Raw genomic sequence first — 16,856 nt, 5'->3', positions numbered from 1 at the left:
AATGAAAAACTGGAAACATGCACTGATCAGCGGCGGCGGCAGCGGACTCGGCCATGGCCTGGCCGTGCGCCTGCTGCGGCGCGGCACCTCGGTGAGCGTGCTGGACCTGGCCGTCAGCGATGAACGACGCTCCGCCCTGGAGGCCGCGGCGGAGCAGGGCCACGCGCGCTGGCAGTTCGTCGAGGCCAACATCGCGGATGAGACGCGGGTGGGCGCGGCGGTGGCCGATGCGGTACTGGCCTTCGGCGCGCCGGACCTGGCGATCAACAGCGCCGGCATCGGCCTGTCCCGAGCCTTTTCCGCCATGCGCACGGAGGACTTCCGGCGGGTGATCGAGGTCAACCTGATGGGCAGCTACCACTTCGCGGCGGCGGTGATCCCGCAGCTCAGGCCCGGCGCGCGCCTGGCGCTGGTAGCCTCGCTCGCCGGCATCGTCAGCAACTACTCCTACAGCGCCTACGGCACGTCGAAGTTCGGGGTGGTGGGTCTGGCGACGACGCTACGCTACGAGTACGAGCCGCGCGGCATCCACATCAGCTGCATCTGTCCGCCGGAAGTGAAGACGCCGCTGGTGACGCAGGAACGTGCCGACGGCGACCCGGTGGCGATGGACGTCAAGCTGATCGCCGGCTCGATGGAACTCGACCCCGCCTGCGACCAGATGCTCGCCGGCCTCGACGCCGGGCGCTGGATGATCATCCCCAGCTTCGCCGGCAAGGCCACCGCCTTCGCCGCCCAGCGCATGCCGGGGCTGTTCTACCGCTTCATGGACACGACGATCCGCAAGTACATGCGCAAGCACGGGGTTCCAGTCATCAGCTGATCCGCTCGCAGCGAACGATGGTTTCGGGCTGACCGTCGTCCCATGGCGGTGGCGCGCAATCATCTCGGTCGCTGTTGCTGCACAAGAAGCCGCCTTCAGGCGGCTTCTTGTGGCCGGAATCCGGCGCCAGGGCGATGGTCGGAGAACCGTCGGAATTCGGTCAGGACTTTGCGGAGGCCAGCCACCACCATCGGTGCCTTGATCCGCAGCCTGGAGCTGGCCGATGTCCCGCACCCTGACGTTGTTCTCCCCGAAATCCGGCGTGAAGCTGGCCCTGTTGAGTCTGACGCTCGCGCTGCTCGCAGGTTGCGACGGCGGCGGCTCGAACCAGGCGCCGCCGGAAGAGCCGCCTGTGACGCCACCCGTGCCAACCGCAGCGGCGGCGCGCGTCGAGATCGTCCAGACCGGCCTGCTGTTCGACGCAGCCGGCCAGACCCGGCAACTCGAAGCACGGGTGCTGGACGCCGCCGGCAATGCCATCACGCTGCCGGTGAGCTGGAGTTCGTCCGATACCGGTGCCATCGCGGTCAGCGCCGGTGGCCTGGCCACGGCGAGCGGTCGCGGCGGCTCGACCCAGATCGTCGCTGCCGTCGGCGATGTCCGCTCGGTGCCGCTGCTCGCCGTGGTCACCGAACTGCTGCCGGGCACGCTGGTGATTGCCGATGAGCAGGTCATCGCGCCACCGGTCGAGATCAATCCCGGCGCCACACCGAGCTTCGACAATACCTACAGCGTCGTCGTCGCCGGCATCGCAGCGCCCACGGTCGGCACGCTGGTCATCGGCAGCGGCTCGCAGCCGATCGCCGGCCGGGTGGTCGGCACCGAGGCCGTGGCCGGCGGCGTGCGCCTGACCCTGCAACTGGCACCGGCTACCGAGCTGCTGCCGAATCTGGACATCGATCAGGTGTTCGATCTGAGCCAGGTGGAACCCGTAATCGCGCCGGAAATCGCCAGCGCCTATGACATCCGGCGTGATGGCGACACCCTGCACTTCACCGCGAAGGCCGCGGACGCCAGCCGACCGGCCAGCAGCTCGCGGCGGGCGGCATCGAAAGCGGCGCAGCCGCGCGCACGGCCGTCCGTGGTCGGCACGCCGATCGGCACACGGGCCTTCGAGCAGGGCTGCGAAACCGATTTCGAAGCCGAGAATCCACCGATCTCGATGACCAACCAGCCCGCGTTCAGCGTGTCGCTGAAGCCGGCACTGGACCTGCTATACACGCCCAACCGCGGGCTGGAACACCTGCTGCTGACCGCGACCCCGACCTTCACCTTCAACGTGCAGGCCAAGCTCACCGCAGCTTTCGAAGGCAAGATCAGCTGCAAGGCCGAGCTGTTCAACATCCCGCTGCCGATCGGGGGGCCGCTGTCCTTGATCGTCGGCGGCATGGTGCCGGTCGGCGTCGGCGTCGAAGCCGGCGGCAAGCTGACCGTCGCCGATGTCACGGTCGGCACCAGCAGCGCCGTCGGCACCGAACTGGAGTTCGGTCTCGCCTGCAACTTCGGCGTCTGCGATTTCCAGCGTTCGTTCGGCGAATTCACCGTCACCAACACGCCGACCCTGGTGCTGCGCACCTTGGAAAGCCTGCGCGTGGAGCCGAAGCTCGAAGCCTTTGGTTACGCCGAGGTCGCGATCGGCAACCGCTTCTTCAAGTCGCTGCGCTTCAAGACGCTGGAAGCCAAGGTCGGCGCTGCGCTGGAAGGCAGCTTCGCACCGCAGATCACCCAGATGCTCGCCAGTCCTTACCAGTCGGACTACAAGCTCAAGCTCGGTGCCGAAGCCAAGGCCGGCAGCGAGATGGCGCTGACCTTGACCTTGCTGGGCCTGGAATCGCTGGCCAAGCTGGAGCTGAAAGTCGACACCGAACTGGCGAATTCGCCGACCGGCAAGGTCAGCGCCGATCGCAGCGATTTCCTGGCCGGCGAAACCACCAATTTCACGGTCGAACTCGATGCGGCGAAGGCCAGTTTCCTGGGTATCTACAACATCGCCGAAGTGCTGATCGTGGAAAAGCTGGCGGACGGGACCGCGGTGATCCGCGCTCGCCAGACGGCCACCGATGGCGCCATCCGCTTCACGGTGCCGTACGTGGCCGCGGCCGGCGGTACCACCGGAAATTTCTTCGCCTTCGTGCTCACCCGTCTGCTGCCGGCCGATCTGCTGTCCCTGGAACTCGGTCAGGTGCGCGGCGCAGGATTCGCCGAACTGCTGCGAGCCCGTGTCGAAGCCGTTTCGGGCTCCTCGAACTGCAGCAGCGAAAGCTGCAACAACCCTTCCGACAGCGAGGTCCGGATCGAGGATTCTCTGGGTAGTGCGGTCCGGGCCCGCTATACGCTGGTAACCGTTTCAGCGAATCTGGGCACCCGGGGCACTATCGGCAGCGACGCCGAAATCGGCCTCGACGAGCGCAGCCTGTTCTCGACGATTTCGCTGAGCTGCAATGGCGACGCCGAGGCCTCCGGCTTCGCGCCGCAAACCGGTACCGGCAGGCCCGCCAGCTCCGGCCACACGCTGAGCCAGTTCGCATTCGCGGTCAGCCAGCCGGTCAGCTACCGGATCGACATCCCGAAATCCAATATCGTCAACTTCAGCAACCAAGCCGGCGCCACGGTCAGCGTCGGCCTGATCGAGGGCAATCAGTTGCCGCCCGAGGAGGAGGGAGAGTCCCGGATCTACGGTGGCGCGACGACAGCCGTCGACACGAGCAATCCGCTGTCACTGGTGGTGATTTCCGGAGCGGACTTTGGCTTGGATCGGGAAGTCGGCAGCCGCACCGGCATACTGCAGCCGGGCGTCTACACGGTGGCCACCGCCTGTACCCAGTCCGCCAATACATCCGGCGATACCTCGGAAAGCAGCACGCTGCACGAACTGCAGACCGTCCTAACCCTGTCCGCCGCGCCCTAGCAGAACTCAGGCCGCTGGCGTGCGTGGTGGCCTGGGCGAACTGCGACGACGACGAGGCGTCCGCGCGGTCCGTGGCTTGTTCGGGCCTGGATCGGGGTCCGAGGCGTCGTCGTCGTTAGCAGCGGGCTCGTCTTTCGACTCGGTTTCGGAATCGGGCTCCGGACGCTTGCGCGCCCTGGCCTGATCGATCGCGGCCTTGGCCGGGGCGACGACGTTGCGGGTCTGGATCAGGCGATTCAGCAGATCGAACCAGAACGGCGCGCCGAGGGTGGTGGCCAGTGCGGTCAGCGCCAGGCCGAGGATCTTGGTGATCACGAACAAGGCGCCGGATGCGAAGGCGCGGCCTCGGCTGCAGGTCTGCTCGCCAGCCTTGGGCACGCAAGCTGGCAGGCCGATTCCGGTACCACCGAGATTCCAGCCCAGCGGCAGGCCGAGGTTGCTGGCGAGTTCCAGCTGGCTGCTGACCTGTTGGGCCAGCTGACGCTCGCAATCCGCTGTCGCTTCCTTGCAGACCGGCGCAGGTGCCTGGCCTTCGCCCTGAACGCCGACCGCTGTCGCGACGATCTTCGCGCGCAACACATCGTCCTGCGACAGGGTACGAACGATGTTCAGGGTGTCGGCATTCAATGCGATCGCCAGCACGGCGCCGATCGCCAGCAGCACCCACTGCACGTGGCGGCGATACCAGCCGGTGACTCGCTCCATCGATTCATCGAAGTAGGCGGCGAGCGCGGCGCGCACTTTCGCGTCGTCATCGCCGAGCTTCAGGCCGGCGACCTTGAGCATGGTGTTGGCGGCCTTGCGGAAGTCTTCGTGCTCGGCGGCCAGCGCGATCACGGCGCCGGCGAAGCGGGCCGCCGGGATGGCCGACGGCAGCTTCGAGCCGCCGACTTCATAGTCGCCTTCGTACAGCGAATAGACGAACGGGCTGTCATACAACTGCCGGACCATTGCCTTCGCCGCGGCGTTGCCATCCTGGCCGGCACCGCCAATGATCTGCGACAGGATTTCGCCGATGCCGCGCTCCAGCAGCTTGCCGCGCCGGCGCAGCCAGCTTTCGAGCAACTCGACGCCGATCGACGCGGCCGTCGAAAAGATCAGGTAGACCAGGGTCAGGCCGATCAGCACGTCGAGTAGCTGCAGGATCATCGTGACGCCCCTGAACCGCTGGTGATGGCAGTGTCGAAGGCACTGCTTTCAGCGAGTGTAGGCAGCGCGATGTGACTGCCGCCAGTCCGTTGCCGCAAGGCTTCAGAAGTATCGAATCAGACGCAGATCGACCTGCCGCGTTTCCTCGGAGCCAAGCCACAGCGCACGGGCGCCGAGCCGCAGGCCGTAGTCCTTGCCGAGCTGCCATTGCTGTTCGAGGCTGATGGTTCGGCGATCGGCATCGTCGCCGGCGAGGCCCGGCAGCCAGCTCGCTTCGAGCTGCACGCCCCAGAGCTTCAGCGGCTGCGCCAGCAAGCCCAGGCGTGGCCCGAGCTGCAGCGCGTAACCGTTGTCGCGGACATTGCCGACCTCGGCGCGAAACTCGGCATGACCGTAGGCGACCAGGCTGCCGAAGCGTCCCCAGGCCAGACCCGGGCCACCCTCCAGCACGGTGGTGCGCGGATCGCGGCCGAGGCCGAGATCGGGGCGCTCGTGGGCGAGGCGCACGCGCCAGGAAATCGGCTGGAACAAGCTGCTGCGCGGCGCGATCGACAGGATGTCGAGCAGCGCCAGATGGTCGAGCGTGGTTGCGCCATTGGCCAGCCGCGTGCGCAGGCCGAAATCGACGAAATTGATCTGCTGGCCTTCGCCGTAGCCGGCCGAAGGGTCGAGCAGATCGTGATACGCCGGCCGCCAGTCGACGGTGGCGATGTCACCGCCCTCGCTGCGCGCCTGGGCGCCGATCATCAGCCGCTGGGTGGCGTGGCCGCCGGTGGGATCGGTGTCCGGCGTCGGCACCGTCACCCGGCCGCCTTTCTCGCCGGTCGCGGCGCGGGCGCGCAGCAGCGCCAGCGATCGCGGCACGGCGACCTCGCGCGGCAGCTGGCCTTCGAGAAAGTGGTACTGGACGAGATCGTTGGCGAGGCTCAACTGCGCCGCAGCGATGCCGTCCGTTGGAGGCGCACCTTCTGCCAGCGCCAAGGCCTGATCGCGGTGATCGGCATCGAGCGCCCGGCCTTCGGCGGCAACGGTGGTCGCCAGTGCCGGCCGGTAATGCGGTGCGCCGAGTCCGGGCTGCAGCGCGCGCAAGGTGTCGGTCGGCGCCGCCCACCAGCTGAAGCGATTGCCCCAGTCAATGCCCGAATCGGCGACCCGCAGCAGGGTCAGCAGCTGGTACGAACAGTTCTTGGTGAAGAAGTAATAGGTGAACGCCGCGCCGCGCAGTTCCCAGAGATGCAGCAGCAGGCGCTCGCGCTGCTCGGCGTCGAACGCCAGCGGATATTCCCAGAGATCACGGCTTTCCAGGCGCGCGTATTCGCGCACCTTCTCGTAATACGGCAGCACGCTGTAGCGGCCGACATAACCGCCGGCCAGCCCCTTGATCGCGAACACCAGGCCATTGGTTTCCGGCGTCTCGGCGGCGTAGTTGGCGGCATAGGCGAGCAGCGGCGTGCCGGCCTTCACCTCGGGGCCATCGAGGCGCAGCAAGGTATGGCCGAACATCGACGCCGGGCTGTTCAGATAGGCCGACGGGAACACCACCCAGACTTGCGACGGTGCCAGCGCAGTCAGCCATTCCTCACGCTCGGCGCAGGGCTGGCGCGGCAGGCGTTCGGCATCGAAATGCAGACGGGCATCGAGCCAGGCGTAGCGAGCGCCGAAGATGCATTGGGCCGATTCGTTCCTCGGCGCCCGGATGGTCGGATCGAGGAACGCGGCAAGCGTCGCGCGCAGTTCGGCAGCGGGGTCATCAGCGCCGTTCGGCGCCAGGAAGAACCAGTCGCTCTTGACGCTGCTGCGCGCGGCGCCGAACACCGGCGACTCGACATGGAGCAGGTTTGCCCACTCGGGCGACGCGGCAAGGCCCTGCTGCTCGGCGGCGGCGATCAGCTCGTCGGCATAGCTGTCTGCTGCCGGCACCCGCAGAGGCGCCAGCAACAGGCTAAAAAAAAGAACAGCCCCGAGCGGGGCTGTTCCGTACCGCGAACGCAGCATCGATCAGGCGATGTAACGAGCCAGGCGGGCATCCTGAGCCATGGCCACTTCGAGCGCGGCCAGCACGTCACCGGTGGTGACCTGGGCGTTCGGGAACAGCGCGGCGTGGTGCGACTGAGCCATCGCGTTGAACGCCGCGACGTCAGCGGCATCGACGTTGTACAGCGCAGCCAGCGTGGCCAGGGTTTCGCCTTCACCGGCGGCGATTTCGGCCGACAGCTGATCGACGTTGGCGGCCGCGAACATCGAGCGGCGCACATCGCTGGCAACCACGCCGTTCTTGGCGCAGCCCAGCGTGCCGCTGGTGATGCCGAAGGTCTGGTTGAAGAACGTGCCGTTGGTGGTGGCACCGAGTACCCGGAAGATCAGGCCCTTCTGGTCCTTCATCAATTCGGTACCGAGACCGCAGCCGATGTCCTGGGCGGCGAGCGCCGTACCGAAAGGCAGCAGGCTGACGGCAGCGATTGCAATGAGCTTCTTCATGCGTCGTATCTCCTAACAGGTTTCATTGTGGTTATAGACGACCCCTGTGAAGGTTCGCTGGCGAACCAACTCAGGGCCGGGCAAAGCTACCGCAACAGCAACGTCGATGGCTACGGCTTCTGGATCTGGCCGGACGAAGCCCGCGCCAGCAGCAGCGGCGCCAGCAAGGGGTGATCGTCCTTGATCTGCTTGCGCAGGCCGGCGATCGCTGCATCGAGCAGGCGCTCGCCGGCTGCCGGATCGCCGCTGGCGATCAGCCAGCGGCCCCGTTGACCATACAGCGCCAGGCGACGCATATCGGTGTCCGGCAGCACGCTGGCTGCAGTCTCGCCAGCATCGAGCGCGAGCTTCGCCTCGTCGTTGCGCTTCAGCGCCATCAGGCTTTCCGCCTGCAGCCGGCGCAGGATCACGGCGCGCGCCGGCTGCGGCTCCGGCAGTGCTTTCAGGATCGCCAGGCCGCGCTCGATCAAGGGCAGCGCCTCGGCCGGCCGGCCGAGTTGCAGGCGGGCATTGGCGAGGTTCGACAGCGGCGCGGTGATGTCGAAGGATTGGCCGTTGCCGCGTTGTTCGTGACGGGCGACCAGATCGGCGAACACCGCTTCGCCTTCCGCGTAGCGACCCTGCATATTGAGGATGAAGCCGAGTTCGTTCTGGACATGCAGGGTGTCGGTTCCGGTCGGCCCGAAACGCAGCTTGATGCGCTCGAACGCTTCGCGCAGCGCGCTCACCGCTTCGTCCTTCTGGCCGAGCGCGTTGAGGCTGTGCGCAAGGCTGACCTGCACCTTCAAGGTCGTCGGGTGATCGGCGCCGAGCACGGTGCGCAGCGCGGCGTAGGCGCGGCGGGCATCGTCGACACCGCGTTCCGGCAGGCCGGCAACCCGATGGATCGACGCGATCAGGCCACCGGCCTCGCCGGCAATCCAGTTCGGCTCGCCGAGCGTGCGATTGGCATCGTCGCGGAGGGTGGCGAGGTCCTTGAGGAAGTCCGGATCGCTGCCCTGACCGGAGCGCGCTTCGAGCAGGCGCAGCCGGGTTTCCAGGACATCGCTCTTAGCCGTGCCGGGATCGCTTAGCTGATCGGCCAGCAGGCTGTCGAGCGCGGCAATCGCTTCGTCGTCGCGGTCCGCGGAGATCAGCAGCGACGCGCGTTCCAGCCGCGCCTTGTTGCGCTCGGCCGGCGCCGATTCGGCCTTGGCGATCGCCCGATCGAGCAGCACCAGCGCCTGGTCGTAATCGCCGAATTCGTGGCGCAGCACGCCGAGCGTGGTCAGCACCGATGCGGCCACCGCCGGCTGATCGGCGAAGCGCGCGTCGACCGTCTGCTCGGCCGTCGCCAGCGCCGCGCGCACCGTCACTTCCGGCGCGCCGGGCGGGCGCTGCAGCGGATTGGCGGCGTTCAGCAGGTCTTCGTTGACAAAGCGGTTGATCGCCTCGCTCTTGGCGGTTTCCAGCTCGGCGGCGATCCGCGCCTGGCTGGCGCGCAAGGCCATCAGCGAGGTGGCGATGACGCCGATCAGCAGCACGCCGGCCAGCGGAATCAGCCGACGACGTGCCGCGTGCAGGCGCGCCAGCTTGGCTTTCAGGCGCTCGCTTTCGGCGACCTGTTCACGCTCGGCGTGGCGGGCGGCGGCGCGTTCGGCACGGCCGCGCAGGCGGCGCGCCAGTTCGGCAGCGTCGCTGAGCCGGCCATCGACCTGCCCGGCCGCAGCGGCAGCCACGTCCTCGCGCAGCAGCGGATCGGCGACATCGCGCTCCCAGCCAGCGGTCAGCGGCCGTTTCAGATCGCCGACGATCATCTGGTAGAGGATCACGCCGAGCGCGTAGAGATCGGTCTGCACGGTCGGCTGCTGGCCGGCGATCAGTTCCGGGGCGAAGTAGAACGGCGTGCCGCTGCTGTCGTCGTCCTGCTCGCCGGCCGCGCGGGTGAAGCCGAGCCGGGTGATCTCCAGCCGTTCGAGGCGGGCCAGATCCATCATCCGGCCGCTGCCGAAATCGCCAAGCCGCACGCGCGTCTGGCCGGCGTCATCGAAGCTGATCAGCAGATTGGCCGGCTTCAGATCCTTGTGCAGCACGCCGGCGGCGTGGGCGGCGGCCAGTGCATCGGCCGCCTGCGCAACCAGCTCCAGGCGTTCGTCGAGCGGCACGGCGATCAGGCCGCCTTTCGACTCGGCCCACTGCGGCAGCGAGCCGCCGGCGGCGTATTCGGATTCGATGAAATACGGCTGCTCGTCGACATTCCAGTCGAGCAGGCGAATCAGGTCCGGGCGATCGCCATGGGTGTCCTTGAGCACCCGGAACAAGGTGATCTCGCGCTTCAGCGCGGTCAGGCCGTTGGCATCGAGCGCGAACTTGAACACCCGCCGCTCGCCAGTCTTGGCGTGCGTCGCCAGCCAGACTTCGCCGAGCCCGCCGCTGCCCAGGCGTTCGCTCAGCTGCCAGTGCGGCCGTAGCGGCGGATGGTCACCCGCGGCCAGCTGCAATTGCGGAGCGGAAGGTGCGGGGCCGGCGACTTCCAGGGTCACCGGCGCCAGCAGCCGGTAGCCGTAGCCATGGACGGTCTTGAGGATGGTCTGGTCCTCGTCGCCCAGACCTTGCCGCAGTTTGGCGACCGCCTTGGTCAGCACCGATTCCGACAGGATGCGGCCTGGCCAGACGCCGTCCTGCAGCTCGTCCTTGGTCACCACTTCGCCCGGATGGCGCAGCAGGAACAGCAGCAGTTCCAGCGGCTTCGGCTCCAGCTTGACGATGGCGCCGCGCACGCTCAGCTCGAGGCTGCGGCTATCGAGCACGCACTCGGCGAAGCGATAGATCAGCACGCGCTCGACGGAAGGCGAGGGGCGGCGTCCATTGCCGGTATCTGGGTGTCCTGGTCCTGCCACCGATGAGTCTCGCGCTGCCCCCGCAAATTCGTGGGCGGGATAGTGCGGCATCCGTGGCGAGGCGGCAAAACCGCGGCCGATCACCGCCAGCGCTCGCACGCAAAGATCATCTTCATCAAGGGCTTGGCGACGGCCATGCAATCGTCGGGAAATGGTCGCAAATCGGTCGCACTTTTCGGCCGCTCGCAAGGCAAGGTCGCCGGCATCATCCTGCACCGCCGAGAAACCGACATGAAGTCCGCCATCCCCGCCTTGCTGCTGTCGCTGCTCAGCATCGCCGCCCCAGATGCCTTGGCCGCGCCGGCCGATTACGACACCACGCTCGGCCCGGCCAGCGAAGTGCCGGGGCATCTGCTGACTGCGCTGAACCGCTCGGAGAACGGCACCTATGGCGACGTGCTGGCCCTGGCCGATGGCCGCACCCTGATCGCGGCGGATTCCGGCCCGCTCGGCAGCACCAACACCATCCCGGCGCTGCTGATGCTGCTGGCCAACGGCGCCCCGGATGCGAGCTTCGCCAGCAATGGCCGCTTCAGCCAGGACGTCATCGGCGGGCTGAACGTCCCCGGCTTCGGCCGGGTCGCCGCCACACCGGACGGCGGCTATGTGGCGCTGGCCACCGAGAACGGCGCACCGCGCTTCGATTTGATCAAGTTCACCGCCGGCGGCGCGCTCGATGCCGGCTTCGGTACTGAGGGCCGGGTGTCGCTGTCGACTTCCGCATTCCCCGCCAGCGCGGGCGGCTGGCAGAACGGCGTGGTGATGCAGCCGATGGCGGTGGACGGCCAGGGCCGCATTCTGGTCGCCGCCAATTACGTGCGCAGCGGCACCGGCGGCCTCACCAATGCCTGGGTGGTCTGCCGCTATCTGGGCACCGGCGCGCTCGACGCCAGCTATGGCGCAGGCGATGCCGATGGCGTCGACGGCTGCTTCGCGCAGACCTCCGGTTCGCCGCAGGACGCGATCAGCGATATCAGCGGCCTGGTGCTCGATGGCGACGCGGCGATCTTCACCGGCAACGCCACGCTCAACAGCCAGGGCGGCGTCTTCGGTGCGGTGCGCCTCACCGCCAGCGGCCAGCTCGACCCGGCGTTCGGCACCGGCGGCGTAGTCAAGATCGGCTTCAGCGGCTTTGGCGCCGGCCTGGGCGTGGCGATCCGGCCGGATCGCCGCCTGGTGTTCGCCTTCCGCCCCGGTATCGGCGTCGGCTCGCTGCTGCAACTGCTGCCCAACGGCAGCCTCGATCCCAGCTTCGGCAACGGCGATGGCATCGTCGACAGCAGCAACAATCAGGATCTCGCCTCCGGCACCGGCGGCAACAGCCAAGCCGTGGCCGCGGACATCCGCGATCTGGCACTGCAGCCCGACGGCAAGATCCTGGTGCTGGCGCGCACCAGCCTCGGCGGTACGCCGGGCTTCACCGGCGCGCAGGTGGGCCGCTTCCTGGCCAACGGCCTGCAGGACACCGGCTTCGGCGATGTCGGCCCACTGCTGCGTGGCCCGCGGCAAAGCCAGCAGAACGGCAACACGTCCTTGGCGCTGACACTGGCGGCGGACGGCCGCATCGTCGTCATCGGCAGCCAGAGCGTGTTCGGCGAACCGGCACTGACCTATGTCGCGCGCCTGCAGGGCGGCGCCTCGGTGCCGACCAAGGTCAATCCTTTCGTGCTGGTCGATCAGTTCGACGTGCCGGTCAGCACCGGGCGAGAATCCAATGCCGTGACGGTGGCCGGGCTGGACAGCAATGTGCTGATCAGCGGCCTCACCGTGCCGGCGCTGGTGCGCATCGAGAACGGCAGCTTCGGCGTCAACACCGACGCCAGCGCCGGCAATGCCATCCGCCTGGTGCGCAATGGCGATGTCGTGCGCGTGCGCCACGACTCCGCCGCCACGCCCGGCACCCGCACCGTCACCCGGCTGACCATCGGCGTCGGTGACGATGCGGTCAGCGAGAACTTCATCAGCGTCACCGCCGGCGGCAGCTGCGCCGTGGGGACGATTCCCGGCACGCTCGACATCGGCTTCGGTACCGATGGCCGCCGCAGCCGCGCGATCGGTGCCGACAACAGCTTCCGGCCGACCATGCTGCTGCGCGATGACGACAGCGTGCAGATCGCTGCCGGCGCCAATTTCACCCGCGTCCGGCCGGGCAGCCCGTTCCCGAGCAACGAGTCCGATCCGGCGCTGTTCCAGTTCACCGTCCGCGGTCTCGACGACAGCAATTTTTCAGGTGACGGCCTCGCCGATGCCGACAGCCTCGACGGCCGAGACTTCAGCGGCGGCTATTCCGACGCCGTACGGCAGCCAGACGGCAAACTGGTGCTGACCGCGCGCCTCGGCATCCAGGGCGGCTTCGCCAATGTCGACAGCGCCGTGCTGCGCCTCAATCCGGACGGCAGCCGTGACGGCAGCTTCGGCAGCGATGGCGGCGTGACCCTGCCGAAGCCGCTGCCAAACAGCGAGGTCGGCACCCTGGTCGGCGTCGCCGTGCAGGCCGATGGCCGCATCGTCGGCATCGGCAGCATTTCCCAGACCACCGGCCAGTCGATCGGCTACTTCCTGGCCCGCTTCAATGTCGACGGCACGCTCGACGACGGCTCGGCCAGCGACAGCACCCCCGGCGACAGCTTCGGCAACAACGACGCCGACGGCGTCAACGGCGTGTTCCTGAATCGCAGCCCGGCGGCGTTCGCCATGAGCAGCACCGGCTACCGGGTGCGGGTGCAGGGCACCCGGATCGTGGTCATCGACACCACCGATGCGGTCAACGAAGTGCGCCTGTTCGGCCATGCGGCGGACGGCAGCCTGGATGCCAGCTTCGGCAGCGGCGGCGTGGTTCGCGACATCCGCGGTGATGGCTTCTGCATCCGCCCGGAACTGCTGGTGCAGCCGGACCAGAAGCTGCTGTTCACCGCCGAGTGCGTGATCGGCCGCCTGAACGCCAACGGCAGCCCGGACACTACGTTCGGCGGCGATGGCTTCGTGTTCCGCGATGCCAGCAACACCCGCGAACTGACCAGCGGCCTGGCCCGGACCGCGACCAAGTGGCTGGTGCTGCAGCCGGACGGCAAGTTCCTGACTGGCGGCAGCACCAGCGACGAACGCACCGAGGTCGCCCGCTTCTATGCCGACGGCCTGCCGGACACCGGCTTCGGCGACGACCGCGTCAGCGTGCCGCTGGCCGGCTCGGTGATCTTCGGCGGCCTGGCCGTCGACAGCCTCGGCGCCGTGCTGGTCGGCAATCTCGACAACCGCGTGACCAGCAACACCAGCCTCGAACTGGCGCGGCTCTGCGGTGGCGCCAGCGTCGATACCCGGCCCGATGCTTTCTCGTTCGACGATCGCGTCGACGTGCCGCTGAGCACCGAGCAGCGCTCGAACGTTTACACCGTCTCGGGCCTGGAACCGTCGGTGCCGGCGCTGATCCGGGTCGAGAACGGCGAGTACTCCGACGGCTGCGCCGGCGAAGGCGCCCCCGCCTTCCAAACGTCGATGGAAAAGGTCTACAACGGCATGCGCATCTGCGTCCGCCATACCAGCGCCGCGACTCCGGGCACGGCGGTGACCACCACCCTGATTCTCAGCGCCGGGCCGGACGAGTTCCGCGAGGACTTCACCACGGTCACGGCCGGTGGGCCTGTGCAGAACACGGCTCCGGTCGCCGTCGACGACAGCGCCGAGACCACCGTCAACACCGCTGCGCTGATCAACGTGCTGTTCAACGACAGCGACGCCGACGGCGACTCCTTAAGCGTGGTCGCGGTGAGCACGCCGGCCAATGGCACGGCCGAGATCGTCGACAACCAGCTGCTCTACACGCCGGCCGCCGGCTTCATCGGCACCGACAGCTTCAGCTACACGATCAACGACGGCCAGAGCCCGGCGCCGCCGGCTCGGGCAGACCGCGTCGCGGCTGCCGAAGCCGACGATCGCCAGACCGCCACGGTGACCATCACGGTCAGCGCCGCAGCGCCGGTCAACACGCCGCCGATGGCCGTCAACGACACGGCGACGACGCCGGCCGGCAGCGCCGTGCTGGTCGACGTGCTGGCCAATGATCGGGACGCCGATGGCGATGCCTTCGAGATCGCATCGGTCACCAGCCCGGCCAATGGCACGGCGGAGATCGTCGATGGCGCGATCCGCTATACCCCGGCCAGCGGCTTCGCCGGCACCGATACGTTCCAGTACACGATAGGCACACCGCGCCGCGAAACCGCAGCGCCACCGCTGGTCAGCGCCGGCAACGCGAGCCGCCGCCCGAATGCCGAAGGCGACGACACGCAGACCGCCACCGTCACCGTCACCGTGGTGGCCGCCGTAATCCCGCCGGTCGTGGTGCCGGATGACAGCGTCAACGGCTCGGCCCGACGCGGCGGCGGTGCAGCTGGCGGCCTGCTCGGCTGGCTGGCACTGGCGGCCCTGCTGCGCCGGATCGCCATGCGCTGGCGGATGCTGCGCGGACACGGGCTGATCGGTGCCGCTGCACTGCTGCTGTCGGCCGGTGCCTCGGCTGCGGGGCCGGCACCTGCCGAATCAAGCAACGCCTGGTACACCGGCGTGGCGATCGGCAACGCCGCCAGCGGCCAGCGTGGCGACGGCGATCGCGCCATCGCCGGCAATGGCAACGATGCCGATGCGACGATCAACACGCTGGACTTCAGCTGGGGCGTCTATGGCGGCCGCGAGCTGAACGACTGGCTGGCGCTGGAAGCGTCCTACGACAACCTCGGCCGCTATGGCGCCATCGTCAGCGGCACCTCGCCGAACCCGCAGCAGCTCGGCCGCGACTTGCTGAACGCACTGCCGATCGGCGGCGATGCCTATGGCCTTCGCCTGCGCTACAGCCTGCCGCTATCGCCGACGCTCGATGCCATCGCCCGCCTCGGCGGCTACTACGGACATTCCGAACGCCGGGTGACGATCAACGGCATCACCGAGCGCGGCAACGATGATTTCGGCGGCGTCATGGCCGGGCTCGGCGTGCGCCACACGCTCGATGCGCGCTGGGCGGTGCTCATCGATACCCAGATGTACTGGCCCGAGCAGGGCAAGCGCCTGCTACGCGCGGCGCTGGCCCTGGAGTTCCGCTACTAGGGTTTCGAGAGCCGATCGTCATCCCGAGCCTGCAGTGTCCGAGGTTGCAGCAGCAGGCGGGCCGGGGTGTCGTTGCTCAGGGTCGAAACGGTACTGCCGTCCGAATTGCCGCCCGAGGTCACCGCGAGGTCCGGCTTGCCGTCGCGGTTGAAATCGCCGATCGCCAGTGCGTACAGATTGCCGCTGACCACCGGGCTGGCGACGACGCTGAAGCGGACTGCCGCCGCGCCCTGCACGGTGTCGTTGCCGAGGATCGACAGGCTGTCGCTGCCGTCGTTGGCGGTGACCAGATCGGGTTTGCCGTCGCCGTTGAAATCGACCACGGCAACGGCAGTCAAGCCGCTGTTGAGGCCGACGATGGTGTTCGCGGCAATGCCGAAGCTGGCACCGGCAGCACCCGGTGCCGTCTCGTTGAGCAGGATCGACAGGCTGTCGTCGTAGTGGTTCGCGGTGACCAGATCGGGCTGGTGGTCGCCATTGAAATCACCGACGGCAATCGCGATCGGGCCCTGACCGACGGCCGGGCTGGCAGCCCGGATGAAGCGCGGCTCACGGCTGCCCCGAAGCGTGTCGTTGATCAGGATCGCCACGCTGTTGTCGTAGCTGTTGGCGGTCGCCAGATCGGGCTTGCCGTCGCCGTTGAAGTCGCCGATGGCGAGTGCATAGGGGCCGCTGTCCATCCCGGCCATCAGACTGGTCACAACGCTGAAGCGGGCCGCCATCGAGCCGCGCACGGTGTCATTGAGCAGGATCGAAACAGTGCCGCCGTAGTAGTTCGCAGTGGCCAGGTCGAGCTTGCCGTCGCCATTGAAATCCGTGGCGGCGATGGCGATCGGCCCGAGGCCTTCGATCGGCAGGTTGAGCACGTTGAAATGGACCTCGCCGCTGGTGGCGCTGTCGGCGAGCAGGATCGAGACGCTGCTGTCGCCGATGTTCGCGGTAGCCAGGTCGGGCCTGCCATCGCCATTGAAATCACCCCCTACGACGGCGTGCGGCAAGCTGCCGACGGCGAAGCTGGCTACCAGCCGGTAGCGGCCTTCGGCAGCCTGCGCTTCGCTATCGTTGAGCAGGATCGATACGGTGCTGCCAGCGTGGTTGGTCACCGCCAGATCGGGCTTGCCATCACCATCGAAATCGCCGACCGCGATGGCATAGGGATCACGCCCTCCGGCGGCACCGAGCGCAGCGCCCACCCGAGCTTTCGGCGCCAGCGCGAGCTCGGTCGACAGGCTCAGCGTCAGCGGCTTCTGCGCAACCGGCGTCGCCTCGGCCATCGCTGGCGGTGCGGCCAACAAGCCCATTGCCGACAGGACGAGCGCCCACGACGCCGGCCTGATGGCGACAGTTCCAATCCCATTCATGATTTTCAACTCGCTGCGAAAATGCTCACCGACACCGACGTCGCGCTGACGCCACCCGGATGGTTCTGCGTATCGATCCAGGCGGCGCTTCAGGTCCAGACGGGATTGCCTGCGATGACCGGACACGGCCGGCAATAGCGTCGGTTCCGGCCCCTCCTCCG

At 68.0% G+C, this 16,856-nt stretch carries 8 protein-coding genes; 3 read left to right on the top strand and 5 right to left on the bottom strand.

The annotated features are described in order from the left end of the window. Window position 1: 1 nt before the first annotated feature. Window positions 2-823 carry an SDR family NAD(P)-dependent oxidoreductase gene (locus Q0D45_RS00220; protein ID WP_293387084.1) on the top strand — a complete coding sequence of 274 codons (822 nt, stop codon included), beginning with the start codon at window positions 2-4 and terminating at the stop codon, window positions 821-823. Between the two features lie 223 nt (window positions 824-1,046). Next, the gene (locus Q0D45_RS00215) at window positions 1,047-3,731 is read left to right on the top strand and encodes a hypothetical protein (protein ID WP_293387082.1); all 2,685 of its coding nucleotides are present in this window, start codon (window positions 1,047-1,049) and stop codon (window positions 3,729-3,731) included. 6 nt (window positions 3,732-3,737) lie between these two features. Here the strand turns inward: Q0D45_RS00215 and Q0D45_RS00210 are convergent, their stop codons facing one another. From Q0D45_RS00210 to Q0D45_RS00195, 4 genes are all read right to left on the bottom strand, one after another. After that, a complete protein-coding gene (locus Q0D45_RS00210) occupies window positions 3,738-4,880 on the bottom strand; it encodes a hypothetical protein (protein ID WP_293387080.1) in 1,143 nt (380 codons plus the stop codon). A gap of 102 nt (window positions 4,881-4,982) precedes the next feature. After that, window positions 4,983-6,800, bottom strand: a complete 1,818-nt coding sequence (locus tag Q0D45_RS00205) for a DUF4105 domain-containing protein (RefSeq protein WP_293387078.1) — start codon at window positions 6,798-6,800, stop codon at window positions 4,983-4,985. 78 nt (window positions 6,801-6,878) lie between these two features. Beyond that, entirely contained in the window at window positions 6,879-7,358 is a 480-nt protein-coding gene (locus Q0D45_RS00200; RefSeq protein ID WP_022976382.1) for a DUF3015 domain-containing protein, read from the bottom strand. 110 nt (window positions 7,359-7,468) lie between these two features. Continuing rightward, the gene (locus tag Q0D45_RS00195) at window positions 7,469-10,237 is read right to left on the bottom strand and encodes a tetratricopeptide repeat protein (RefSeq protein ID WP_293387075.1); all 2,769 of its coding nucleotides are present in this window, start codon (window positions 10,235-10,237) and stop codon (window positions 7,469-7,471) included. A gap of 231 nt (window positions 10,238-10,468) precedes the next feature. On the opposite strand from Q0D45_RS00195, the gene Q0D45_RS00190 reads away from it, so the two are divergent. Further along, window positions 10,469-15,334 (top strand): Ig-like domain-containing protein, encoded by a 4,866-nt coding sequence (locus Q0D45_RS00190; RefSeq protein ID WP_293387073.1) that lies wholly within the window; start codon window positions 10,469-10,471, stop codon window positions 15,332-15,334. Here Q0D45_RS00190 and Q0D45_RS00185 read toward each other — a convergent pair. Further along, on the bottom strand, window positions 15,331-16,626 hold the full coding sequence (locus Q0D45_RS00185) for a VCBS repeat-containing protein (RefSeq protein ID WP_293387071.1): 1,296 nt from the start codon (window positions 16,624-16,626) through the stop codon (window positions 15,331-15,333). The two genes, Q0D45_RS00190 and Q0D45_RS00185, sit on opposite strands and share 4 nt — an antisense overlap. Window positions 16,627-16,856: the final 230 nt, after the last annotated feature.

Origin of the sequence: Nevskia sp., assembly GCF_023266035.1 — a bacterium.
In the GTDB taxonomy this organism is placed as follows: Bacteria; Pseudomonadota; Gammaproteobacteria; order Nevskiales; family Nevskiaceae; genus Nevskia.
Note: the sequence above shows the minus strand (reverse complement) of the source record. Positions and strands in the feature narration are given on the sequence as shown.